This is a genomic window from Streptomyces flavovariabilis (genome assembly GCF_000725785.1).
Classification (GTDB): domain Bacteria; phylum Actinomycetota; class Actinomycetes; order Streptomycetales; family Streptomycetaceae; genus Streptomyces; species Streptomyces hawaiiensis.
The window spans coordinates 1-22,249 of sequence record NZ_JNXD01000016.1 but is presented as its reverse complement, the minus strand read 5'-3'; the positions used below and the strand labels follow the sequence as shown (position 1 = coordinate 22,249).

The 22,249-nt window shown below is 72.4% G+C and carries 22 protein-coding genes and 1 pseudogene; 13 read left to right on the top strand and 10 right to left on the bottom strand.

What is annotated here, in order from left to right; genetic code table 11:
- The first annotated feature begins 6 nt into the window (after nt 1-6).
- Together IO24_RS0126195 and IO24_RS0126190 are read left to right on the top strand one after the other, a co-directional pair.
- Nucleotides 7-861 carry a carbohydrate ABC transporter permease gene (locus IO24_RS0126195; RefSeq protein ID WP_031139544.1) on the top strand — a complete coding sequence of 285 codons (855 nt, stop codon included), beginning with the start codon at nt 7-9 and terminating at the stop codon, nt 859-861.
- Nucleotides 858-2,234, top strand: a complete 1,377-nt coding sequence (locus tag IO24_RS0126190; protein ID WP_031139542.1) for a glycoside hydrolase family 32 protein — start codon at nt 858-860, stop codon at nt 2,232-2,234. Before IO24_RS0126195 ends, IO24_RS0126190 begins: the two co-directional genes overlap by 4 nt.
- Here the strand turns inward: IO24_RS0126190 and IO24_RS0126185 are convergent.
- The gene (locus IO24_RS0126185; RefSeq protein WP_031139540.1) at nt 2,197-3,261 is read right to left on the bottom strand and encodes a LacI family DNA-binding transcriptional regulator; all 1,065 of its coding nucleotides are present in this window, start codon (nt 3,259-3,261) and stop codon (nt 2,197-2,199) included. The genes IO24_RS0126190 and IO24_RS0126185 overlap by 38 nt on opposite strands.
- 97 nt (nt 3,262-3,358) lie before the next feature.
- Here IO24_RS0126185 and IO24_RS0126180 point away from each other — a divergent pair, with 97 nt between their 5' ends.
- Nucleotides 3,359-4,189, top strand: coding sequence for an aldo/keto reductase (locus IO24_RS0126180; protein ID WP_031139538.1), 831 nt, complete (start codon nt 3,359-3,361; stop codon nt 4,187-4,189).
- Between the two features lie 38 nt (nt 4,190-4,227).
- The gene (locus IO24_RS0126175) at nt 4,228-4,842 is read left to right on the top strand and encodes a DNA polymerase ligase N-terminal domain-containing protein (RefSeq protein WP_031139536.1); all 615 of its coding nucleotides are present in this window, start codon (nt 4,228-4,230) and stop codon (nt 4,840-4,842) included.
- Nucleotides 4,843-4,851: 9 nt separating this feature from the next.
- On the opposite strand, the gene IO24_RS0126170 is transcribed toward IO24_RS0126175, so the two are convergent.
- The 4 genes from IO24_RS0126170 to IO24_RS0126155 all read right to left on the bottom strand — a co-directional run bounded on the left by IO24_RS0126170 (nt 4,852) and on the right by IO24_RS0126155 (nt 8,912).
- A complete protein-coding gene (locus IO24_RS0126170) occupies nt 4,852-7,194 on the bottom strand; it encodes an ATP-binding SpoIIE family protein phosphatase (protein WP_031139534.1) in 2,343 nt (780 codons plus the stop codon).
- Nucleotides 7,195-7,255: 61 nt separating this feature from the next.
- Entirely contained in the window at nt 7,256-7,723 is a 468-nt protein-coding gene (locus IO24_RS0126165) for a peroxiredoxin (protein WP_031139532.1), read from the bottom strand.
- Nucleotides 7,720-8,100: a DoxX family protein gene (locus IO24_RS0126160; RefSeq protein ID WP_031139530.1), complete on the bottom strand. Its 381-nt coding sequence runs from the start codon at nt 8,098-8,100 to the stop codon at nt 7,720-7,722. The genes IO24_RS0126165 and IO24_RS0126160 overlap by 4 nt, the downstream gene beginning before the upstream one ends.
- Nucleotides 8,101-8,150: 50 nt before the next feature.
- Nucleotides 8,151-8,912, bottom strand: a complete 762-nt coding sequence (locus tag IO24_RS0126155) for an AraC family transcriptional regulator (RefSeq protein ID WP_031139528.1) — start codon at nt 8,910-8,912, stop codon at nt 8,151-8,153.
- Nucleotides 8,913-9,002: 90 nt separating this feature from the next.
- Between IO24_RS0126155 and IO24_RS0126150 the strand changes: the two genes are divergently transcribed.
- The gene (locus IO24_RS0126150; RefSeq protein ID WP_045296546.1) at nt 9,003-10,160 is read left to right on the top strand and encodes an MFS transporter; all 1,158 of its coding nucleotides are present in this window, start codon (nt 9,003-9,005) and stop codon (nt 10,158-10,160) included.
- A gap of 7 nt (nt 10,161-10,167) precedes the next feature.
- Here the strand turns inward: IO24_RS0126150 and IO24_RS0126145 are convergent, their stop codons facing one another.
- Nucleotides 10,168-10,683 (bottom strand): MarR family winged helix-turn-helix transcriptional regulator, encoded by a 516-nt coding sequence (locus IO24_RS0126145; RefSeq protein ID WP_031139524.1) that lies wholly within the window; start codon nt 10,681-10,683, stop codon nt 10,168-10,170.
- 161 nt (nt 10,684-10,844) lie between these two features.
- Between IO24_RS0126145 and ligD the strand changes: the two genes are divergently transcribed.
- The 4 genes and pseudogenes from ligD to hemC all read left to right on the top strand — a co-directional run bounded on the left by ligD (nt 10,845) and on the right by hemC (nt 14,863).
- On the top strand, nt 10,845-11,825 hold the full coding sequence (gene ligD / locus IO24_RS0126140) for a non-homologous end-joining DNA ligase (protein WP_031139522.1): 981 nt from the start codon (nt 10,845-10,847) through the stop codon (nt 11,823-11,825).
- A 143-nt stretch (nt 11,826-11,968) separates the two neighbouring features.
- On the top strand, nt 11,969-12,742 hold the full coding sequence (locus tag IO24_RS0126135) for an NPP1 family protein (protein WP_031139520.1): 774 nt from the start codon (nt 11,969-11,971) through the stop codon (nt 12,740-12,742).
- A 97-nt stretch (nt 12,743-12,839) separates the two neighbouring features.
- Nucleotides 12,840-13,859 (top strand): annotated as a pseudogene (locus tag IO24_RS41015) (questin oxidase family protein).
- 68 nt (nt 13,860-13,927) lie between these two features.
- Nucleotides 13,928-14,863 carry a hydroxymethylbilane synthase gene (gene hemC / locus IO24_RS0126125; protein WP_031139518.1) on the top strand — a complete coding sequence of 312 codons (936 nt, stop codon included), beginning with the start codon at nt 13,928-13,930 and terminating at the stop codon, nt 14,861-14,863.
- Nucleotides 14,864-14,887: 24 nt separating this feature from the next.
- Here hemC and IO24_RS0126120 read toward each other — a convergent pair whose 3' ends face one another.
- The gene (locus IO24_RS0126120; RefSeq protein ID WP_031139515.1) at nt 14,888-15,409 is read right to left on the bottom strand and encodes a hypothetical protein; all 522 of its coding nucleotides are present in this window, start codon (nt 15,407-15,409) and stop codon (nt 14,888-14,890) included.
- A gap of 559 nt (nt 15,410-15,968) precedes the next feature.
- On the opposite strand from IO24_RS0126120, the gene IO24_RS0126115 reads away from it, so the two are divergent.
- Nucleotides 15,969-16,760: an RNA polymerase sigma factor SigF gene (locus IO24_RS0126115; RefSeq protein WP_031139513.1), complete on the top strand. Its 792-nt coding sequence runs from the start codon at nt 15,969-15,971 to the stop codon at nt 16,758-16,760.
- 36 nt (nt 16,761-16,796) lie between these two features.
- On the opposite strand, the gene IO24_RS0126110 is transcribed toward IO24_RS0126115, so the two are convergent.
- Entirely contained in the window at nt 16,797-17,117 is a 321-nt protein-coding gene (locus tag IO24_RS0126110) for an ANTAR domain-containing protein (protein ID WP_031139511.1), read from the bottom strand.
- Between the two features lie 246 nt (nt 17,118-17,363).
- Here IO24_RS0126110 and IO24_RS0126105 point away from each other — a divergent pair, with 246 nt between their 5' ends.
- Complete coding sequence (locus tag IO24_RS0126105) at nt 17,364-18,167, top strand: VOC family protein (RefSeq protein ID WP_031139509.1); 804 nt, start codon at nt 17,364-17,366, stop codon at nt 18,165-18,167.
- Between the two features lie 6 nt (nt 18,168-18,173).
- On the opposite strand, the gene glgX is transcribed toward IO24_RS0126105, so the two are convergent.
- Together glgX and IO24_RS0126095 are read right to left on the bottom strand one after the other, a co-directional pair.
- Nucleotides 18,174-20,327: a glycogen debranching protein GlgX gene (gene glgX, locus IO24_RS0126100; RefSeq protein ID WP_031139507.1), complete on the bottom strand. Its 2,154-nt coding sequence runs from the start codon at nt 20,325-20,327 to the stop codon at nt 18,174-18,176.
- The gene (locus tag IO24_RS0126095) at nt 20,324-20,836 is read right to left on the bottom strand and encodes a hypothetical protein (protein WP_031139505.1); all 513 of its coding nucleotides are present in this window, start codon (nt 20,834-20,836) and stop codon (nt 20,324-20,326) included. The genes glgX and IO24_RS0126095 overlap by 4 nt, the downstream gene beginning before the upstream one ends.
- Before the next feature lie 387 nt (nt 20,837-21,223).
- Here IO24_RS0126095 and IO24_RS0126090 point away from each other — a divergent pair, with 387 nt between their 5' ends.
- On the top strand, nt 21,224-21,592 hold the full coding sequence (locus tag IO24_RS0126090; protein WP_031139503.1) for a DUF5133 domain-containing protein: 369 nt from the start codon (nt 21,224-21,226) through the stop codon (nt 21,590-21,592).
- Between the two features lie 72 nt (nt 21,593-21,664).
- Nucleotides 21,665-22,249, top strand: a 585-nt coding sequence (locus IO24_RS0126085; RefSeq protein WP_031139501.1) for a maltotransferase domain-containing protein, incomplete at its 3' end; no start/stop codon positions are given.

Sequence of the window (22,249 nt, the reverse complement as noted above, 5' to 3'; positions counted from 1 at the left end):
CCTCCCATGAGCCAAGCAACCCTGACCTCCAGCCGTGTGCGGCACGGGCTCGCACCCTGGGCGCGGATCGCCGGGCTGACCGTGTGCGCGCTGCTCACGCTCGGCCCGGTGGTGTGGACGGTCTCCACCTCGCTGCGCACTCCCGCCGAGGCGTTCAACCTGCCGCCGCAGCTCATCCCGGCGAACCCCTCCACCGAGGCGTACCGGGGGGTGTTCGACCAGATCGACGTGTGGCTGCTCGCGTTGAACTCCACGCTGGTCACGGGGCTGATCGCGGTCGGCCAGATGATCACGGCGGGCCTGGCCGGATACGCCTTCGCCCGGCTGGAGTTCCGCTTCAAGAAGCCGCTGTTCGGTCTGGTCCTGGCGACGATGATGGTGCCGTTGCAGGTCACCATCGTGCCGGTGTTCCTGGTGCTGAAGTCGATGAGCCTGACCGACACCCTGCTCGGGCTGATCATCCCGGCGTTCCCCACCGCGTTCGGCACGTTCCTGATGCGCCAGTACTTCCTCGGCATGCCCAAGGACCTCGGCGAGGCGGCCATGCTGGACGGGGCCGGGCCCTGGCGGACCTTCCGGTCCGTGTACGCCCCGCTGGCCGCGCCCGGCCTCGCGATCGTCGGCGTCCTGGCCTTCAACTACCACTGGAACGAGTTCTTCCGGCCGCTGATCCTCGAAACGTCGGGCCAGAACTACACGTTGCCGCTGGGTCTGGTCTCCCTCCAGGGCAACCTCGGCACCGGCTCCATCTCCGTGGTCCTCGCCGGTGTCGTCCTCTCCATGATTCCCGCCGTCGCCGTGTTCGTCGTCGGCCAGCGCCCTCTGCGTGAGGGCATCACGTCCGCAGGAGTCAACCGTTGAGCCTCGCCGCTCCCCCGCAGGACCCGCACGCCCCGCGCTTCCGGGTCCGCCCGCCCGCCAACTGGATGAACGACCCCAACGGTCCCTTCCTCTGGCGCGGCCGCCATCACCTCTTCTACCAGCACAACCCGGACGCCCCGGTGCACGCCAACGTCCACTGGGGCCACGCCTCCAGCCCCGACCTCGTCCGGTGGGAGCACCATCCGATCGCGCTCACCCCGACCCCGGGCGGCCCGGACGAGGCGGGCTGCTGGTCGGGGTGCGTGGTCGACGACGGAGGCGTGCCGACGGCCGTCTACACCGGGGTCGACCGCGACCACACCGGCCTCGGCACGATCTGCCTGGCCCGGGCCGCGGACCCGGACGACCCGGAGCTGACCGACTGGACCCCCTTGCCCACCCCGGTGGTCACGGGCCCGCCCGCGGACCTGGACGTGGTGATGTTCCGCGACCCGTTCGTCTTCCGGCACGACGGTCGCCGCTGGGCGCTGGTCGGCGCGGGCCACGCCGACGGCACCCCGTCGGTCCTGCTGTACGACTGCGACGACCTGACCGACTGGCGGTTCGCGGGGGTGCTCCTGGACGGCCATGACCCGGCTTCCCGGGCCGCCTTCGGTGGCCGGGCGACCGGCTGGGAGTGCCCGCAGCTGTACGCCGCGCGGGGCGGCGAGTGGGTGCTGGTGGTGTCACTGTGGGACGGCCACCCCTGGACCACGGGCTACCTCACGGGCCGTCTGGACTCGGACCTGCGCTTCACGGTCCGCACGGGCGGCCTGCTCGACCACGGCCGCGACTTCTACGCCCCCGCCGTGCTCCAGGAGCCGGACCGCGCCCTGATGTGGGGCTGGTCGTGGGAGGCCCGCGAGCAGGGCGAGGCCGACTGGGCCGGTGTCCTCACGGCGCCGCGTGTCGTCGACGTCCATCCGGACGGGGCGCTGCGCGTGTCCCCGGCCCCGGAGCTGCACCGGCTGCGGGCTGCCGAGCCGTTCGTGACCGCCCCGGGCCGGGCCACGCTGCCGGCGGCCTACGACCTGACGGTCAGCGCCCGCGCCCACACCGCGGTGAGCCTGCTGAGGTCGGCTTCGGGTGCCGAGCTGACGGTCCGTCTGGATCCGGGCGAAGGCACCGTGACCCTGGACCGGGGCGACTGGCCCCGCAAGGAAGCGGCGGAACCCCTCGTCGTCCGTGTGGCGCCGCAGGAGGAGCTCACGCTGCGGGTCCTCGTCGACGGCTCGCTGTACGAACTGTTCGTCGGCGACCGGGCCACGGTCACCGAGCGCATCTACCAACGCACGGACGACACACGGCAGTTGAGCGTGACGTCCGGCGCGTCCGTCACCGGATGGGCGCTGGTCCCACCGACGCGCGGCTGATCACCGGGCAGGCCAGGCGCCGCACCGTGGCGGGCGGTGTCCGGCCGGTGGCGATGGAGTCGAGGAGGAGCCGCGCGGCGGCCTCCCCCATCGCCCGGTGGGGCAGGGCGACGGTGGTGAGGGGCGGCGCGAGGTGGGCGGCCATGTGCTCCTGGTCGTCGTAGCCCACCACCGACAGGTCGCCGGGTACGGCGATGCCGAGCCGGGTCGCGGCGTGCAGGACGCCCGCCGCGACCCGGTCGTTGTAGGCGAAGATCCCGGTGGGCCGGACTTCGGGCGGTGTGCCGTCGAGCAGGCGCGCGGCGCCCTCGTAGCCGCTGGAAATCTCCGCTCCGGTCCGTACGACCCAGTTTCTCGGCACGGTGATGCCCTCGGCGCGCAGCGCATCGCGGAAGCCGCGCAGCCGCTCCGCCGAGGCGATGTCGTCGTGCCCGCCGACGAGCGCGACCCGCCGGTGCCCCTGCTCCAGCAGCAGCCGGGCCGCCGTACGGCCGCCGGCGCGCTCGGCAGGGATGACGGCGGGCAGCGAGTCGTCCTCGGGCAGGCAGTTGGCCAGGACGGAGTGGGTGCGGTGCAGGCCCTCGGGGACGCGGACGCTGCGCAGCGACATGGCCGCGTAGATGATGCCGTCGACGCGCCGGTCCAGAAGTTCGGCGACCGCCGCGTCCTCCTTGGCCGGGTCGCCGCCGGAGTCGACGGTGAGGACCAGGTGCTCGTCCGCCCACGCGGTGTCCATGGCGCCGCGCAGCAGCCGTCCCGCGAACGGCGAGGACGCGATCTCGTCGGTGATCAGGCCGATCACGGCCGTACGGCTGCGGCGCAGGCCGCGGGCGACAGGGTCGGGCCGGTAGCCGAGCTGGGCTGCGGCCTGCCGGATGCGTTCCTGGGTGGCGGGCGAGAGGTTGCCGTCGGCACGGCCGTTGAACACGAAGGACACCGCGGTGTGCGACACGCCGGCGATCCGGGCGACGTCCCGCGAGGTGGGACGCCCCGATCCCGTCGCCGGCCGTTCCTCGGCGCTGCCCATGCCGTCCGCCGTCCTCATTCCCCACCCGTCCGGTTGATCGCTGCTCACCCTATCCGTGACGCTGGAGGGACGACACAGTCAACGGGAAGGTCCGACGGTGATCAGCATCCCGACCCACACGCTCAACGACGGTACGACGCTCCCCGCCCTGGGCCTGGGCACCTGGCCGCTGGGCGACGACGAGGCGCAGCAGGCGGTGCTCTCGGCCCTGGAGGCGGGCTACCGCCTGATCGACACGGCGACGAACTACCGCAACGAGACAGGGGTCGGCCGCGGTGTGGCCTCCGGCGTTGTGCCGCGCGAGGAGATCGTCGTGACGACGAAGCTCCCGGGCCGGCACCACGGCTACGAGGAGACCCTCGCCTCCTTCGAGGAGTCCCGGGCCCGCCTCGGCCTGGAGTACGTCGACCTGTACCTGATCCACTGGCCGCTGCCGCGGGTGGACCGGTACGTCGACTCCTGGAAGGCCATGATCAAGCTGCGGGAGGAGGGGCTCGTCCGGTCGATCGGCGTCTCGAACTTCACGGCCGGGCACATCGAGCGGCTGGAGAAGGAGACCGGGGTCCTGCCCTCGGTCAACCAGATCGAGCTGCACCCTCTGCTTCCGCAGGAGGACCTGCGTGCCTTCCACGCGGGCAAGAACATCGTCACCGAGAGCTGGAGCCCGCTGGGCCGGGGCACGCCCCTGCTCCAGGACCCCGCCGTGGCGCGGATCGCCGAGGCGCACGGGGTGTCGGCCGGGCAGGTGGTGCTGCGCTGGCACACGCAGCTGGGTGCGGTGCCCATCCCGAAGTCGGCGAACCCCGAGCGGCAGCGCGCCAATCTCGACGTCTTCGGCTTCGAGCTGAGCGAGGACGAGATGCGGTCCGTCGCGGACCGTGCGCAGCGGCGGGTCGGCGGGGACCCCGAGGTGCACGAGGAGTTCTGACGGGTACCCGGGGCCCGCGAGGCGAGAAGGAGTAGCGGGTGGCTGAGCGGGACCGGCTGCGGGACTATCGCGGCAAGCGGGACTTCGACCGGACCGGCGAGCCCCGGGGACGCGGGGCGTCCGCCGGGGACGGGCCCCGGTTCGTGGTGCAGATCCATGACGCGAGCACGATGCACTTCGACTTCCGGTTGCAGGTGGACGACGTGCTGAAGTCGTGGTCGGTCCCCAAGGGGCCGTCGGCGGACCCGAAGGACAAGCGGCTGGCCGTGCCCACGGAGGACCATCCGCTGGAGTACGAGGAGTTCGAGGGCGTGATCCCCCGCGGCGAGTACGGCGGCGGCACGGTGATCGTGTGGGACCACGGCACGTACGAGCCGCTGAGCCACGACCGCAGGGGCCGGCCCGTCGACTTCGCGGAATCGCTGGAGCGCGGCCACGCCACGTTCCGGCTGAGCGGTTCCAAGCTGCACGGCGAGTACGCCCTGACCCGGTTCCGCGGCGACGGCAGCGGCGACGGCGAGGAGGCCTGGCTGCTCGTGAAGCGGGCCGGGGAAGCGGCCCGGACGCAGGGGGCGCCCGACCCCCGCCGGGCGCGTTCGGCCACGTCCGGCCGCACGCTCGCCCAGGTCGCGGCGGACGCGGCAGGGAAATGAGCCGGCCGGTCAGAACAGCGGCGTGAGCGACTGTTCGCACCAGATGGTCTTGCCCCGGGTGGTCTGCCGGCTCCCCCAGCGCTGGGTGAGCTGCGCGACCAGCAGCAGACCACGGCCGCCTTCGTCGTCCTGGTGCGCCCGCCGCAGGTGCGGGGAGGTCGAGCTGCCGTCGGACACCTCGCAGATGAGGGTCTGGTCGCGGATCAGGCGGAGCTGGATGGGCGGGGCGCCGTACCGGATGGCGTTGGTGACCAGTTCGCTGACGACGAGTTCGGTGACGAAGGCCGTCTCGTCCAGTCCCCACGCGGTGAGCTGCTCGGTGGCGGCCTGCCGGGTGACGGCCACCTCGGCGGGGTCGGGCGTGACGTCCCAGGTGGCGACCTGATCGGCGCCCAGCGCCCGGGTACGGGCCAGCAGCAGGGCCACGTCGTCGCTGGGCTCCTCCGGCAGTACGGCCTTCAGCACGGTGTCGCACAGGGCGTCCAGTGAGTCGGCGGGCACGGTCAGGGCCCGGCACAGCTCCTCGGTGGCGTGGTCGACATCGCGGTCGCGGTCCTCGATGAGTCCGTCGGTGTAGAGGGCGACGACGGAGCCCTCGGGCAGCTGGAGCTCCGTCGCCTCGAACGGCAGCCCTCCCACGCCCAGCGGTGGCCCCGCGCTCATGGGGACCAGCCGGGCGGACCCGTCGGGCAGCACCAGGGCGGGTGCGGGGTGCCCGGCGGCGGCCAGGTTCAGGCGGCGTGTGACGGGGTCGTAGACGGCGTAGAGGCAGGTCGCGCCGAGTTCGGCGACCTCGTCGCCCTGGTCGTCCGAGGCGAGATGGGTGACCAGGTCGTCGAGGTGGGTGAGCAGCTCGTCCGGCGGCAGGTCCACGTCGGCGAGGGTGCGGACGGCCGTGACCAGCCGGCCCATGGTCGCCGTGGAGGGGATGCCGTGCCCCACGACGTCCCCGACGACCAGTGCGACGCGACTGCCGGACAGCGGGATCACGTCGAACCAGTCGCCGCCGATGCCGGCCGCCGAGCCGGAGGGCAGATAGCGGTGGGCGACCTGGACGGCGGCCTGGCCGGGCAGGCCCCTCGGCAGCAGACTGTGCTGGAGGGCGAGGGCGGTGGTGCGTTCGCGGGCGAAGCGGCGGGCGTTGTCGACGCAGACCGCGGCCCGGCTGGCGAGCTCCTCGGCGAACACCGCGTCGTCGTCGGCGTAGTCGTCGGGCTGCGCCACGCGCACGGCGACGGCGACACCGAGCGTGGTGCCGCGGGCCCGCAGCGGTACGGCCATCATCGAGTGGACGCCCTTGCGGTAGGGGCGCCCTTCCGGGGCGCGTGCGTTGCGCTCGGCGACCCAGCGCATGAACGCCGGCTCCCCCGCCTGGCTGATGATGGCCCGGCCCTCCCGCATGGCCCGGGCGATCGGCGAGAAGGAGGGGTAGACGTCCACTTCTCCCACATGGACGGCCGCTTCCGGAGTGGCCTCGGTGACGGAGCCGTGGGCGACCCGGCGCAGCGTGATCTCCTCGGTCGACACCGTCGGCGCCTCGTCCGAGCCGAGCACCCAGTCGAACAGGTCCACGCTCGCGAAGTCCGCGAACCGGGGCACCACGACCCCGATCATCTCCTCGGCCGTGCGGACGACGTCCAGCGTGGTGCCGATCGCGGCGGCAGCCTCGTTCAGCAGGGCCAGCCGCTGCCGGGCCCAGTACTGCTCGGTGCTGTCGAACGCGGCCAGGGCGGTCCCCAGGAGCTCGCCGGCGGCATCCCTGACCGGCCACATCTCCGTGACCCAGGCGTGCTCCCGGTTGAGGGCCGGCGCACCGGTGTAGCTCTCGTACCGCAGCGGCCGTCCGGTCTCGACGACGTGCCGCAGGTGCCAGTTGAAGCCGCGGCTGTGTGCCGCCTCCTCCACGGTCTCCGGGAAGTGCCGGCCGAGCAGGGTCTCCTCGGACACGCCCATGACATGGCAGGCGGCGTCGTTGAGCCGCAGGTAGCGCTGACCGGTGTCGAAGACGGACATCGACATGGACGCCTGCTGGAAGGCGCGGCCCGCGAGGGACGTCTCCCCGCGGCCGGGCGACGCGGCGGTGATCACATATCCGCCCGCTTCCCCGTCCGGGCCCGTCACGGCGCATGCCTTGACCCGGAGCCCGACGAGATAGCCGTCGCGGTGCCGCACCATGACGGTGCCGGACCATGCGGACATCGCCTCGAGCGGCACGGCCTCGGCGAGCAGTTCCCGTACAGCACGGCCAAGGGCCTCACGGGCCGGGTAGCCGGTCAGCCGCCGGGCACCCTCGCTCCATCCCGTCACTGTGCCGCGGGCGTCGATGATCGCAGCAGCGGAGGCGTCCTCCATATCGTCCAGGATTATCCCTTTGACGCCCTCTATCAACCGCGGCGCGGCATTCGTGACAGTGTCAGGCCCGGTGGGCGCGCAGCGCGGTGAGCGCCCGGTCGGCATGCGCGTTCATGCGCAGTTCACTGCGTACGACGTCGAGGATCGTGCGGTCCTGCGCGATGACGAAGGTGGTGCGCTTGGTGGGCGCCAGGGAGAAGCCGCGCTTCACACCGAACCGCTCGCGGACCGCGCCGTCGGTGTCGCACAGCAGCGGCATGCCGAGGCCGTGCCGTCCTGCGAACTCCCGCTGCCGCTCGACGTCGTCGCCGCTGATGCCGACGGGGCGGGCTCCGACGGCGGCGAACTCGGCGGCGAGGTCGCGGAAGTGGCAGGCCTGGGCGGTGCAGCCGGGGGTCAGGGCGGCCGGGTAGAAGAAGAGCACGACCGGCCCCTCGGCGAGCAGCCCGGACAGGCTGCGGACGGTGCCGGTCTCGTCGGGCAGAGCGAAGTCCTCGGCCTTGTCCCCGGTCTCCACGCGCGCGGTCACGACCTGCCCTCCGCGTTGCGGGCGACACCGCGGGCCCAGAGCACGAGGGGCACCTGCAGGGGCAGGCGTCCGAACGCGGCGGCCTTCTGCGGCGTGGGGCGGTGACGCCAGTCGGCGGCCATCTTGACGTTGGCGGGGAACACTCCGACGAAGAAGGCCGCCGTGGCCAGCGCGGCGGTTTTGCGGGTGCGCGGCAGCGCCAGGCCGGCGGCCAGCGTGAGCTCGGCGGCCCCGCTCACATAGGTCCAGGCTCTCGGCGTGCCGGGCAGGCCGCGCGGGACGGTCGCGTCGAACGGGCGCGGGGTGGCGAAGTGGGCGACGCCCGCGGCGGCCAAGAGGCCGGCGAGCAGCAGGGGCGAGCGTTCGGACCGGGGCACGGTTCCTCCTCTGAAGGCCTGCCGCGCATTATTACCGGTCGGTAGACAGGTCATTCCGCCGGGTCCCGGGAGCGCCGGTGACGGCTGCCCGGCGTGTAGCCGAAGGAGCGGCGGAAGACGTCGATGAACGCGCTGGCGGATGACCAGCCGCAGCGGTGGGCCACCGTCGTGACGGGCAGGCCGTCGGCCAGCATCCGCAGGGCGTGGTAGAGCCGTGACTGGGTGCGCCACTGCGGGAACGTCATACCGAACTCGTCGCGGAAGAGCCGGCTGAGGGTCCGCTCCCCCACCCCGGTCGCGGCGCTGAGCTCGGCGAGGGTGCGCACGTCGGCCGGGTCGGCGTGCACGAGCGCGCAGACGGCGGCCAGGCGCGGGTCGGCGGGGGTGGGCAGGCGCATCGGCTGCTGGGGCGAGAGGCGCAGCTGGTCGCGCAGGACGGCGCGCAGCCGGCGGCGCTCGGCGCTGCCGTCGCCGGGGTCACGGGTATAGGCGAGGATCAGCTCGCGCAGCAGCGGACTGACGGCGAGGACGGCCGGGTGATCCAGGCCGAGGGGGTTGTCGCCGGCGGGCAGGCCGACCAGGTGCAGGTCGAGCCGGCCGTGGGCGCGGTGGGCGTGCACGGTGCCTGCCGGGACCCAGATGGCGCGGGTGCCGGGCGCGAACCAGGTCCCGGCGTGGGTGGTGACGGCGACGACTCCGGCGCCCGCGTAGACGATCTGGTGGTCGTCGTGCCGGTGCGCGTCGATGCGGTCGCCGGCGGTGAGCCGCTGGGCGCGGGTCGGCGCCTGGGGAGTGTGGCGGATGTTCGGCACAGTCCGGCAGATTATCGGAAGCGGGCCAGATGCCTCACGGACGACGATCGCCTGGTGACCGCTACGAGACCCGCCCGCCCTGTCGCCCTGATGTCCCTGGGGCACGCCTGCGTGGATGTGTACCAGGGGGCCGTGGCCGCCCTGGTTCCGTACTTCGTCGCCGAGCGTGCCTACTCCTATGCCGCCGCTTCAGGTGTCGTCCTGGCAGCCTCCCTGCTGTCGTCGCTGGTGCAGCCGTTGTTCGGGGTACTCACCGACCGGTGGGCGATGCCGTGGCTGCTGCCGCTGAGCGCGCTGACGGCCGGGGCGGGCGTCGCCCTGAGCGGGGTCACCGGCTCCTACGGGCTGACCCTGATGGTGGTGGCCGTCTCGGGGGTGGGCGTGGCCGCCTACCATCCGGAGGCCGCCCGGGTGGCGCGGGCCGTCGCGCGCGGCCGGCACACGGGGATGAGCTGGTTCTCCTTCGGCGGCACCACCGGCTTCGCCCTGGCACCCCTGCTGGTCTTCGCCGTCGTGGCCACGGGCGGGCTGCGCGCCTCGCCGCTGCTGGTCGTCCCGGCCCTGGCGGGGGCGGCGCTGTGTGCGGCGGCGGTGCGCTCGGCGGGGTCCGGCGCCGGGAGTGCCGGTGCGTCCGCCGCCGTCGGCGAGGACGACTGGGGGTCCTTCGTGCGGCTGTCCGGTGCCGTGGTCTGCCGCTCCGTGGTGTTCGTCGGCCTGAGCACGTTCGTCTCGCTGTACGTGCGGGAGCGCACCGGCGGCGGTGAGGCGGCCGGTACGGCGGCCCTGTTCGTGCTCTACGCCGGCGGTGCGGCCGGCACGCTGGCCGGGGGCCGGCTGGCCGGGCGGTACGGGCGGATGAGGGTGGTGCGCCGGTCGTACGCCCTGACGGTCCCGGCCGTGGCCGGGCTGGTCCTGGCGCCCGGGCCGCCGGTGTACCTGTTCGTGGCGCTGACGTCGGCGGCTCTGTATGTGCCGTTCTCGCTGCACATCACGCTGGGCCAGGACTTTCTGCCCCGGCGTGCGGGGACCGCGAGCGGGGTCACGCTGGGCCTGGCCGTGAGCGTCGGCGGCCTCGCGGCCCCCGCGCTCGGAGCCCTGGCCGACGCGACGTCCCTCCGGTCGGCCCTGCTGCCGCTGATCGCACTGCCCGTGCTGGGCCGGCTGCTGCTGTGCGGCCTGCGCGAGCCGGCGCCGCCGGCGGCCGCGGTCGCCGAGCGGGCCGATCCGCTTGATGCGGCTCCACGGTGACCCGGGGTCAGGCCTTGCCGGCCGGGGCCGAAGGGGGTTCGCCCTCCTCGTCGACGGCGTGGGCCAGGAAGTCGTCGACCATGCGGTGGAAGAGCGTCGCGAGCTGCCGCAGCTCGTCGGGCGACCAGCCCGAGAGGGCCATCTGCATACCGCGGACCCCGGCGTCGCGCACCTTGGCGATGGCCTCGCCGCCGGCGTCGGTGAGCTCGATGCGCTGGGCGCGGCGGTCGTCCGGGTCGGGGACGCGGGTGACGTACCCGGACTTCTGCAACTGCTGCACAGTGCGCGTGACGTGCGAGGCCTCCACGCCCAGGCGGACGGCGAGCTCTCCCGGCCGCAACGGCTCGGAGTCGGAGATCTGCCGCAGCAGTGCGACGGCGGCACGGTCGAGCGGCACGCCCGCCAGGGCCATCAGCCGCTCGTGCTGGCGGGCGCGTGTGCTCAGGTACGTGATGCGGGTGAGCGCACGCTCGATCTCGATCACTTCCGGGGTGGGGACGTCGGGGAGCGGTGGTGTGGACATGAGCGCCAGATTACCATCTCGTTGCGTAACTCAAGTAAATCGGGTGATGCGCAGGTCGCCCTCGAGTGACAGCGGTCCCGCGGGCCGGCCCGGCGGCGCCGTTCAGGGGAAAGAGCCGCACAACACGCGTGACGGCCCGCTCGTTCGTCGACACCTCACCCGTGGACCTGCCGCTGATCCCGCCCATGCTCGCCACGTCCGGCACCCTGCCGCCCGCCGCGCAGGACACGCGCTGGGCCTACGAGACCAAGCAGGACGGCCAGCGCGTGGTGGTCTATCTGCCCGGGGACGGCAGCGTACTGCTGCGCGCCCGCTCGGGGGACGACATCACCGCCGCCTACCCCGAACTGCGGCCGCTGGGCACCGCCCTCGGCACCACACCCGCCGTACTGGACGGCGAGATCATGGCCCTGGACGACCAGGGCCGGGCCAGCTTCCAGTTGCTGCAGTCCCGGATGGGCCTGGCCCACGCACCCGCCAGGGCCGCGCGGCGGGCGGCGGAAGTCCCGGTCCATCTCGTGCTGTTCGACCTGATGCACCTGGAGAGCCACTCCCTCCTGCGGCTCCCCTACACGCGGCGCCGCGCGACGCTCGAGGGCCTCGGCCTCACCGGCCCCTCGTGGTCGACCCCGCGCGCACTCGTCGGCCACGGCGCCGACGCCCTGCGCGCCACCCGGGAGCACGGCCTGGAGGGCCTGGTCTGCAAGCGGCTGGACTCGGTCTACGAACCGGGAGTGCGCTCCCGGGCCTGGATCAAGATCCGCAACATGCGCACCGAGGACGTCCTGGTCGGCGGCTGGCAGCCCGGCAAGGGACGGCTCACCGGCCTGCCCGGCGCGGTGCTGGTCGGCCAGCGTGCCGCGGGGCGGCTGCGCTACGTCGGCAGCGTGGGCACCGGCTGGAGCGAAGCCGAACGCACGGAACTGGCAGGGCTGCTGAGGGCCGCCGCGACCGGCGTCTGCCCCTTCGACCCCGCCCCGCGCGCTCCGGGTGCGCACTGGGTCGTGCCCCGCCTGGTCGGCGAGGTCCGTTACAGCACCCGCACCCGGGAGGGGCTGCTGCGCCAGCCGTCCTGGCTGCGGCTCCGGCCCGACCTCGCGCCCGAGGAGGCGGCGGCCGACATCCCGGACGACCTGGTCTGAAACGACGGCCCGGTCTCCGGCTGTTGGGCTGCGCTTCACCCCTGAGATCCTTCATCCCTCTTGGCATGGACGCGTTCAACGTGGAAGCTGAACCTCCCTTTCCCCCACAGCCGTTGGGCTGCGCCCGGACCGAGGAGGACGCAGTGTCGTCACGCCCGTTCGCCCACCGCAGGAGATGGCTCACCGGAGCAGCCGGTGCCGCCGCACTCGTCCTCGCCTTCCCCGCCACGGCCTTCGCCGCCCCGCCGCCGGCACTGCCCGCCAACGCGGACACGCTGGAGAAGACGTACCAGCCCGCCTACGACTACGACACCGACGGCTGCTACTCCACGGCCGCGATCGGCTCGAACGGCGCCGTGAACGGCGGGCTCAACCCGACCGGCGCCCTCAACGGCGACTGCCGGGACGCCTCGGACCTCGACAACACCAACGGCTACGCGCGGTCCAAGTGCAACAACGGCTGGTGCGCCATCCTGTACGCCCTCTACTTCGAGAAGGACCAGGCCGTGGCCGGGAGCGGCATCGGCGGCCACCGGCACGACTTCGAGCACGTCGCGGTGTTCGTGCAGGACAACCAGGTCAAGTACGTGTCGACGTCCGCTCACGGCGGGTTCACGGTGCACGCGGCGTCCGGCGTCCGCTTCGACGGCACGCACGCGAAGATCGTCTACCACAAGGACGGCATCAGGACCCACTGCTTCCGCGCGGCCAATTCCAACGACGAGCCGCCGGAGAATCACAAGGGCACCTGGCAGTACCCGGCGCTGGTCGGCTGGAACGGCTTCCCGGCCGGGGTGCGCGACAAGCTCACGTCGTACGACTTCGGCAGCGCCAACTTCGGCCTGAAGGACGCCAACTTCGCCAACCACCTGGCATCCGCCAAGCCCTCCGGCATCGCCTTCGACCCGTACGCCTGACGGCACCGGCCCCGCCGGAGGCCTAGGCCTGCGGCCGGGCCCGGACTCCGCCCCGCGCCCGATCCCCCGGCGCGGGGCGGCCGCATACCGTCCCGGCATGGACACGCACGACACGACAGGAGCCCTAGAAGAGGCCCTCGGACGTCTCCACGCCTCGGGACCGGAGCGGCTCGGCCGGCTCACCCCACGCCCCCATGGTCGTGGAGGCGCTCGCCGCGCACGGCCGGGCGGACGCCGTGCACCGCTGGCTGGACCTGTACCGGCACAAGCTGGAGGATCTGCCCGGGCCCGTCGCTCCCGTGACCGGCGCCGACTGGCGTGAGGCGCTGGGCGATCCGCGCCGGGCCGCCGACTGGATCGGGTACTTCGGCCACGCGCTCACCGAGCAGCCGTGGCGGGACGTCCTCGCCGAGTGGTGGCCGCGACTGCTGCCCGGGATGTACGGCGGATCCACGCATCCCGTCATCCGCGTCGGGCATGCCGTACGGGCCCTGGAGGCCCGCGAGAACGCGCCACGGCTCGCCGAACTCGCGCACGGACTGGGCTACTGGGCCGCCCGGCACCGGCCCGTCTCCGGTATCGCCGTCCTGCCCGCGGCGCCGAGTGCCGCGCGGTCCCTGGACGCCGTTCCGCCGATCGCCGATCCCCGGGGCGGATTCCCCGACCGGCTGGCGGCCGTACGACGCTTGCCGCTGTGGGCGGACGACGTGAGCGACCCGGACACGGCCCGGGCCCGCCTCGCCGAACTGGTCCGGGCCGCGACCCACCGCTACGCCACCCACGGCCACGGCGAGGCGACCATGCTGGTGCACGCGGCGACCGCGCCCAACGCCGTCCTGCGCACCCTCGGTTCCTCCCCCGCGCGCTGTGGGCCCCGAGCCTGCACGCGGCGTGGACCGCGTCGGCGGCGGTCACGGCCATGTACGCCACCGCCGAGCCCGTCACGCGCGTCCCCGCGCCCCGGCGCACGGCGGAGGAGATGCTGGAACGCGCCCTCGCCCACGGCGACGAACACGTGGTCAAGTTCACCGACACCGCCCTCGACGTCGGCGACGGGCGGGCCCTCGCCGCCGCCCTGCGCGCGGTGGAACTGAGCGAGCCGCTCGTCCCGAACTGACGCTCGGTGCGGGGCAGTCGGGGGAGGTACGGCACGAACGCACCAGCGGGAGGGTCTATCGTGTCCGCATGTCCGTCCCCGAACTGATCCGCATCGTCTCCCGCGACTCCCCCATGGCGCTCGCCCAGGTGGAGCGAGTCCGGGCCGAGTTGGCCACCGCCCACCCCGGAGTGCGCACCGAGGTCGTGCCGGTGAAGACCACCGGCGACAAATGGATGGGCGACCTGTCCCAGGTCGAGGGCAAGGGCGCGTTCACCAAAGAGGTCGACGCGGCGCTGCTGGCCGGCGAGGCCGACCTCGCCGTGCACTGCGTGAAGGACGTCCCCGCCGACCGGCCGCTCCCGGCGGGCACCGTGTTCGCAGCGTTCCTCAAGCGGGACGACATCCGCGACGCCCTGATCCACCCGGGCGGGCTCGCCCTCGACGAGCTGCCGGCCGGGACCCGGATCGGCACCTCCTCGGTGCGCCGCGTCGCGCAGCTGGCCGCCACACACCCCCATCTGGAGTGCGTGCCGTTCCGCGGCAACGCCAACCGGCGCCTGGCGAAGCTGGCCGCCGGAGAGGCGGACGCCCTGCTGCTCGCGGTCTCCGGCCTGGAGCGCATCGGCCGTGAGGACGTGATCAGCGAGGTCCTCTCGACTGAGACCATGATGCCGCCCATCGGCGCGGGCGTGCTGGCGCTGCAGTGCCGCGAGGACGACGCCGCACTGATCGACGCGGTGAGCGGTCTGGGCGACCCGGACACCCACCGGGAGACCACCGCCGAGCGCATGTTCCTGCATGTGCTGCAGGGACACTGCAACAGCCCCATCGCCGGATTCGCACAGGTGGACCGCAGCGGCGAACTGTCCCTGCGGGCCTGTGTGTTCACCCCGGACGGCAAGACGCGGCTCAACGCCCACGAGTGGGCGGGACGCCTCGACCCCGCCACGCTGGGCACCTCGGTCGCCGTGGCCCTGCTGCGTCAGGGCGCCCGCGAGATCATCGACGGCATCGCGCACTGATCTCCGCGACGCCCTGACGCCGGATCAGGCGGTGCCTTCCTCCGCCTGATCCCGCAGGAAGACGCTCACCTGGTGCGCCAGGCTGTCCCGCACCGCGCCCTGCGGGCCGCCGGCCGGGCCCTCGTGCGCGCCGATGCCGCCGGCCCACAACCGGCGGCCGGTCCACTCCTCCTCGACGCGCAACTGCACCTGGACGTCCACGAGACTCAGGGACGCCTCGGCGCCGGCCGCGTACAGCACAGCGGTGGCCCGGCGCAGCGGATAGACGTCGAAGCCCTCGATGAACTGCGAGTTGCGCCAGTCGATGAAGGCGCTCTCCCCGTCCGGGCCGAGCCGGACGTCGATCTGGCCGTCCTCGAGGTGGACGCCGAGGTGGCGGCGGCCGCGGTTCTCGACCGTCACGCGGAGGCAGAAGTACGTCAGTCCGTCAGCGGCGTCGTCACGGCCGCGGGGCGGCTCGGCCAGTTCCAGACGGTGGACCCGGACGCGCAGACCGGCGTACTCGTCGTACTCATGCCAGTCCCCGACCACGTTCGGCTCGTACACGCTGCACCTCTCGACCTCTGGAAGCTGCTTCCTATCTGTGGTCTCAGCGCACTGTCAAATGAGCAGAATGCGCCGTGGCCAGGCAGTTCATCCTTTTTGATCGGTGATCAAGCCGTGCCCAGCGGTTATCCGGAAACAGCCGGAGAAAGCGCTTGCCCAGGCGTGCCGCACATCACTTCCACGAGTGAAGATCAACGTGCCGGCCGGCCGGCAGGTCCGAGGCGGCGGTGACGCCGAGGGCGGGTACAGAGCGTAAAGCCGACCCGAAGAACAGCGGCGTCGGCCTCCGGCTCCATGCGGCCGAGATCAGCTCTGCATCAGAGCCGATCGGTCCGATTCCGATCGGCAGGGGCACCTGAGAGCGCCCATGACCCTCGATTGCCGTATTGTCTTAATTGTTTCGCTATATCCCTGCCCGGGAATGGGCAGTGAAGTGCTTCGGACAGGAGGCACGTGCGTGGGAGCCGGCAGGCCGGACCCCCGGTGCTCTCCGTGAGGTCCGTGTCCGCGCCTCCCGCGGTGTCTGTCCATTCAGCACCTGCTCAGGGAGGTGCGCACCATGCGTATCGCCGGCAGCACCCGACCGCACCCCCACGACGACGCCCCCGACACCGCCGCGGCGTTCGCCCGTCTCGCGCGGCTGCCCGAGGGGCCCGAGCACAAGGCCCTGCGGGACGAGCTGGTCGAGGCCTGGCTCCCCATGGCCGAGCGGATCGCCGTCCGCTTCCGGGGCCGTGGCGAGGCCCTCGAGGATCTGTACCAGGTGGCCGCTCTGGGCCTCGTGAAGGCGGTCGACCACTACGACCCGGCCCGCGGCAACGCCTTCGAGGCGTACGCGGTGCCGACGGTCACCGGTGAGATCAAGCGCCACTTCCGCGACCACATGTGGACGCTGCACGTGCCCCGCCGGGTCCAGGACCTGCGCAACCGGGTGCGGCACGCCGCCAAGGAACTGTCGCAGACCACCCCGGGCCGCTCCCCCACGGTCGCTGAGATCGCCGAGTACGCCCAGCTCACCGAGGGCGAAGTACGCACCGGCATGGAGGCCCTGGAGTGCTTCTCCGCACTGTCGCTGGAGGCGGAGATGCCCGGGACCGACGGCTACGCCCTCGGGGACGCGATCGGCGGGCCCGACCCGGCCTTCGACATCGTCGTCAACCGCGTGGCCGTCAGGCCCTGCCTGGAGGCGCTGCCGGAGCGCGAGCGGATCATCCTGTACCTGCGGTTCTTCAAGGGCATGACGCAGAGCCGCATCGCGGAGCAGCTCGGCATCTCGCAGATGCACGTCTCCCGGCTGCTCAGCAGCTGCTTCGCCCATCTGCGTGAGGAGCTGCTGACCGAGGCCCGGTGAACCGGGGGAGATGTGCCCGCGGATCCCCGGATCGGATCACGCCTCCGGCGGCGATCCGGGGATCTGGGTCGGTCCTGCGCGGTCGAGGGCGTCCTCCAGCGCGGCCCGGATCTCCTCGGGCATGACGCCCCTGCGCCCCCAAACGAGGATCAGTTCCGCGACGTTGCGCAGCTTGATGTTGGTGTGCTGGGAGACCTCCTTCAGCACGGCCCAGCCCTGGTCGGGCGAGATCCGGCCGAGCGCCACGACCATCCCGATCGCCTGGTCCACGACGGCGTGGGAGACGACCGCCTCCTTCAGCTGCAGGACCTCTTCCTGCAGCTCGAAGATCCGATCCGAGCCCCCGTCCGCGGGCATGGTCACCTCCGGGTCCGGTGCGCCGCTGCGCCCAAGGTCCCACCGGGTGCTTGAGTACGGTGACGCAGTGTCCGACCCCTCTATGGTCGTCACTGGGCCCGCCCGGTGCCACCGGGGCGGACCAGGCCGGACGCCGTTTCGGCGCCCCCGCCGGGGTACTCGGCAGGCGCCCACAGCGGTTCCGGTTGGACACTGGTGTCAATCCTCCGGTGGCTGCCAGGCCGACGAGATCAGGACGCGACTGCCATGAACCACGACATGCCCACCTCCTCCGGCACGAAGGACGTCGTCTCATCACACTCCGTGGTCGGCGCGCCCTGCTGGGTGAGCCTGACCAGCCGGGACGTCAAGGCGACCGAGGAGTTCTACGGCGCCGTGCTGGGCTGGCAGTGGCGGCCGGCCAAGCTCGGCGACCGGTTCCGGATCGCGCTGGCGGACGGCTCGCCGGTGGCCGGGATCGCGGGGGTGGCGACCATGTGGCAGATGGCGGTGGCGTGGACGCCGTACTTCGCGGTCCGCAGTGCGGACGACGCGGTGGCGCGGGTGCAGGAGCGCATGGGCACGGTCGCGGTCGGGCCCATTTCACTGCCGCCGGGCCGGGCAGCGCTGCTGGCCGACCGGGACGGGGCGACCTTCGGCATCTGGGAGGGCGACCTCTTCACCGACTGGGAGACCTGGCGCAACGCACAGCCGGCCTTCATCACGCTCCACACCCGTGACGCCTTCGACGCGGCGATCTTCTACGGCGAGGTCCTCGACTGGGCCTCCCAGCGCCCCGGCTGCTGCGAGGTCCACTACGAGGGCGGCGAGGTCGTGCTGCGCAGCCGCGGGGACGTCGTGGCCCGGATCGAGTCCGGTGCCCTGGGGGCGGCCCCCGACCCCGCGATCCGCCCGCACTGGCAGATCCACTTCTCCGTGGACGATGTCGAGGCCTGCGCACGAGCGGCCGAACTCCACGGCGGCAGTGTCCTGTCCAAGGGCGGCGACGAGGCGGTGCTGCGGGACCACGACGGCGCGCAGTTCACGGTGACCGCGCGCCGCGACCGCTGACCCGCGTCACCCCTTCTCGCGCGCCGCCCGGGCCGGCCGGGACAGCACGACCAGGCTGCGGGCCCCCACGGTGAGCTCCGTCCCCGCCTTGTGCTCCGACTCGTCGGGCGTGCCCTCCGGGTCGGCCGTGTCGATGAGGGCCGTCCAGCGTTCGCCGTAGGAGGCGTTCGGCAGGCGGAAGCCGACCTGCTCCCAGTGGCTGTTGAAGAGCACGAGGAAGGAGTCGTCGACGACCGGACGGCCGCACGGGTCGGGTTCGGCGATGGCGTCACCGTTGAGGAAGACGCCGACGGAGTGCGCGTCGCCGCGCTCCCAGTCGTCGTCGGTCATCTCGCGGGCGTCCGGCGCCAGCCACACCAGGTCGGGCAACGGCTGGTCGGCCCGGGTCAGCGTCTCGCCGAGGAAGAAGCGGCGCCGGCGCAGCACGGGGTGCCCCGTACGGAGCCGGATGACGTACCGGGTGAACTCCAGCAGGTCGCGCTGCTCCTCGGTGAGCCGCCAGTCGATCCAGGAGATCCCGTTGTCCTGGCAGTAGGCGTTGTTGTTGCCGTCCTGGGTGCGCCCGAGTTCGTCGCCGTGGGAGAGCATCGGGATGCCCTGGGAGAGCAGCAGCGTGGCGAGGAAGTTGCGCTGCTGGCGCGTGCGCAGCTCCAGCACGGCCGGGTCGCGGGTAGCGCCCTCGGCGCCGCAGTTCCAGGACCGGTTGGTGCTCTCGCCGTCCTGGTTGTCCTCGCCGTTGTCCTCGTTGTGCTTGTCGTTGTACGAGACGAGGTCGCGCAGGGTGAAGCCGTCGTGCGCGGTGACGAAGTTGACGCTGGCGCGTGGTCGGCGCCTGCTGTGCTGGTACAGATCGGAGGAGCCCGTCAGCCGGGAGGCGAACTCGCCGAGCGTGTGGTCCTCGCCGCGCCAGAAGTCGCGGACCGCGTCGCGGTACATGCCGTTCCACTCCGACCACAGCGGCGGGAAATTGCCCACCTGGTAACCGCCCTCGCCGACGTCCCACGGCTCGGCGATCAGCTTGACGCGGCTGATCACCGGGTCCTGCTGGATGAGGTCGAAGAACGCCGACAGCCTGTCCACCTCGTGGAACTGCCGGGCCAGCGTCGCGGCGAGGTCGAAGCGGAAGCCGTCGACGTGCATGTCGGTCACCCAGTACCGCAGCGAGTCCATGATCAGCTGAAGGACGTAGGGGTGCCGCATCAGCAGGCTGTTGCCAGTGCCGGTGGTGTCGTAGTAGTGCTGCCAGTCGCCGTCGACCAGGCGGTAGTACGAGCAGTTGTCGATGCCGCGGAAGGACAGCGTCGGCCCCCTCTCGTTGCCCTCGGCGGTGTGGTTGTAGACCACGTCGAGGATCACTTCGAGCCCGGCGGCGTGCAGGGTCTTCACCATCTGCTTGAACTCGGCGACCTGCCCCCCGCGCGTGCCGTGGGCGGCGTAGCCGTTGTGGGGCGCGAAGAAGCCGATGGTGTTGTAGCCCCAGTAGTTGGCCAGGCCGCGGTCGTGCAGCACCCCGTCGTGGACGAACTGGTGGACCGGCATCAGCTCCACGGCCGTGACGCCCAGGGAGGTCAGGTGCTCGACGACCGCGGGGTGCGCCAGCCCGGCGTAGGTGCCCCGGAGTTCCTCGGGCACCTCGGGATGGGTGCGGGTCATGCCCTTGACGTGCGCCTCGTAGATCACCGTGTCGGCGTAGGGCCGGCAGGGCCGGGCGTCGTCGCCCCAGTCGAAGGCCGGGTCGGTCACCACGCCGAGCATGGTGTGCCCGGCGCTGTCGGCCGGGTCGGGGCCGTCCGGGTTGCGCTCGTAGAGCGAGGGGTGGTTGTCGATCTGCCCCTCCACCGCACGGGCGTACGGGTCGAGCAGCAGTTTCGCCGGGTTGCAGCGGTGCCCCGCGGACGGGGCCCACGGCCCGTGCACCCGGTAGCCGTAGCGCTGGCCGGGGCCGATGCCGGGAAGGTAGCCGTGCCACACGAACCCGTCGACCTCGTTCAGCGACACCCGGGTGTGGGTGCCGTCGTCGTCGACGAGGACCAGCTCGACGCGTTCGGCGACCTCGCTGAAGAGCGCGAAGTTGGTGCCCTCACCGTCGTAGGAGGCGCCCAGAGGGTAGGGGCGCCCGCTCCAGGCGGACACCCCTTTCCGAGTCTGCCGGCGGGTCACCGGGCCTCCTCCAGGAGCTCGCCCGGAGTGTCGGCCGGTCCGGCCAGCTGCGCGATCCGCTCCTCGCGGGGCACATCGAGGCCCTCGCTCTCCCGCGGGGCGGGAGCGGTCGGCACCAGCGGGACGCGTTCGCCGGCGCGGGCGCGCTGCGAGAACCAGATGACCTTGCTGCCGGTCTCGGTGGCGCAGCAGCCCCAGCCGTCGCTCACGGCCGCGAGGTGCTCCAGGCAGCCTCGCAGCTCCTGGTCCGGGCGCAGGGCGCGGTCGTTGTCCCCGATGGCGGTGATCAGGTGCTGCCCGTTCCACCACATCTCGATCGACGTGTTCTTGTCCCTGGCGTGTTCGTCGATGGCCTTGAGCAGCATCTCGGCACCGCCGCAGACGGGCTGGACCAGGTTGTCCAGGTCCCAGAACTTCAGGTGAGCGGCCAGAATGCGGCTGACCTGTCCCACCCGTTCCGGGCTGACTTCCACGTCGAGGTGGTAGTAGCAGGGCACTGCGGTCTTCATCGGTCGGCTCCTCACCGCGAAGCTCAGCTCCTTCTCGCTCCCGCGGTCCTGCGGGACGAGCCCCGAACACGGAACGTGAGCGCCTATCGCTTCTGAGTCACCCTCAGCGTGAGGGTGCTAGTCCGTTCGTGCAACACGAGCGCACAGTTGAGGCGGTGGAGTGCACAAGTGAGCGGGGGCGGGGATGGCCCGAACGGTCCAGGAGGGCCGCCGCCGGCTTGCCACTGATCTGCCGCTGGTTGAAGATCCAACAAGACGCTGCGTCGCCGCGCATGCACCATGTGTGAAGAACTCGATCGCCGTTACGGATCCGTGTCGCTGTGCGCACGGCCGCCGTCCGACCGTCGGGAGACCGTGCCCCTCGAGCCCCGAAAGGTGATCGGCGCCATGCTGCTACCAGCCAAAGCCGAAGTCGCCCGGCAGTTGCGGCGTTACCGGGCCTGGGAACGCGTGATGCTCGCGGCACCGAACGACCGCACGGTGCGGACCACGTTCGAGGACTCCGGCTACACGCTCTGCGTGCTGATGGGCAAGCGCTGCGCGCGGGAGGCGGCGGACGCGGCCGAACGGTACCTGCGCACGAACCACATCACCTATCTGCAGGAACAGCAGATCACCTGCCTGCAGGAGCAGCACGTCACCTGTGCGCAGGAACCGAACGAACGGCCTCGTCCCGGCGCGGCGGTCAGGCGAAGACCGTCGGCGGCGGAGCGGAGATCCCCCGCTTCCGAGCGGAGATCCACGGCGGGAAGGTAACGCCCTTCCCGCACATCAGTTCCTGACCGGGTCCCCGCGGCCCGGCTTTCGAGCACGGTGGAGGTGAGGACCATGACGAGGACCCGGGCCATCGGCCGTATCCCGGTACGGGACGTCCGCCCGGCCGTGGAGAGCGGCAACCGGCCGGCGAAGGCGGTCGTGGGTGAGACGTTCGAGGTCACCGCCACCGTGTTCCGGGAGGGGCACGAGGCGGTGGCCGCCCACGTCGTCCTGAAGGATCCCGAGGGCCGCCCCGGCCCGTGGACGCCGATGCGCGAGCTCGCCCCCGGCAGCGACCGCTGGGGCGCCGAGGTCACCGCGGACGCCGTCGGCTGCTGGTCGTACCGGGTGGAGGCCTGGAGCGATCCGGTGGCCACCTGGCGTCACGTGGCGGGCATGAAGATTCCGGCGGGCATCGATCCGGGCCTGGTCCTGGAAGAGGGCGCTGATCTGTACGAGCGGGCAGCGGCCGGCGTGCCGAAGGAAGCCGGCCGCACTGTGCTGCTGGCCGCGGCGGAGACCCTGCGCGACGACTCGCTGCCCACCGCGGCCAGGTTCGCGGCGGCGCTGACGCCGGAGGTGGACGAGGTCCTGGCCCGGCATCCGCTGCGGGACCTGGTCACCAGCAGTGAGCCGCTGCCCCTGCTCGTGGAGCGG

Excerpts from the sequence above, each read along its gene's own strand:
- IO24_RS0126090 (WP_031139503.1), top strand. The coding sequence starts at position 21,224 with ATGCTGCTACCAGCCAAAGCCGAAGTCGCCCGGCAGTTGCGGCGTTAC.
- IO24_RS0126170 (WP_031139534.1), bottom strand. The coding sequence starts at position 7,194 with ATGGAGGACGCCTCCGCTGCTGCGATCATCGACGCCCGCGGCACAGTG.
- IO24_RS0126095 (WP_031139505.1), bottom strand. The coding sequence starts at position 20,836 with ATGAAGACCGCAGTGCCCTGCTACTACCACCTCGACGTGGAAGTCAGC.
- IO24_RS0126145 (WP_031139524.1), bottom strand. The coding sequence starts at position 10,683 with ATGTCCACACCACCGCTCCCCGACGTCCCCACCCCGGAAGTGATCGAG.
- IO24_RS0126105 (WP_031139509.1), top strand. The coding sequence starts at position 17,364 with ATGAACCACGACATGCCCACCTCCTCCGGCACGAAGGACGTCGTCTCA.
- IO24_RS0126185 (WP_031139540.1), bottom strand. The coding sequence starts at position 3,261 with ATGGGCAGCGCCGAGGAACGGCCGGCGACGGGATCGGGGCGTCCCACC.
- IO24_RS0126115 (WP_031139513.1), top strand. The coding sequence starts at position 15,969 with ATGCGTATCGCCGGCAGCACCCGACCGCACCCCCACGACGACGCCCCC.
- IO24_RS0126110 (WP_031139511.1), bottom strand. The coding sequence starts at position 17,117 with ATGCCCGCGGACGGGGGCTCGGATCGGATCTTCGAGCTGCAGGAAGAG.
- IO24_RS0126150 (WP_045296546.1), top strand. The coding sequence starts at position 9,003 with ATGTCCCTGGGGCACGCCTGCGTGGATGTGTACCAGGGGGCCGTGGCC.
- IO24_RS0126195 (WP_031139544.1), top strand. The coding sequence starts at position 7 with ATGAGCCAAGCAACCCTGACCTCCAGCCGTGTGCGGCACGGGCTCGCA.
- hemC (WP_031139518.1), top strand. The coding sequence starts at position 13,928 with ATGTCCGTCCCCGAACTGATCCGCATCGTCTCCCGCGACTCCCCCATG.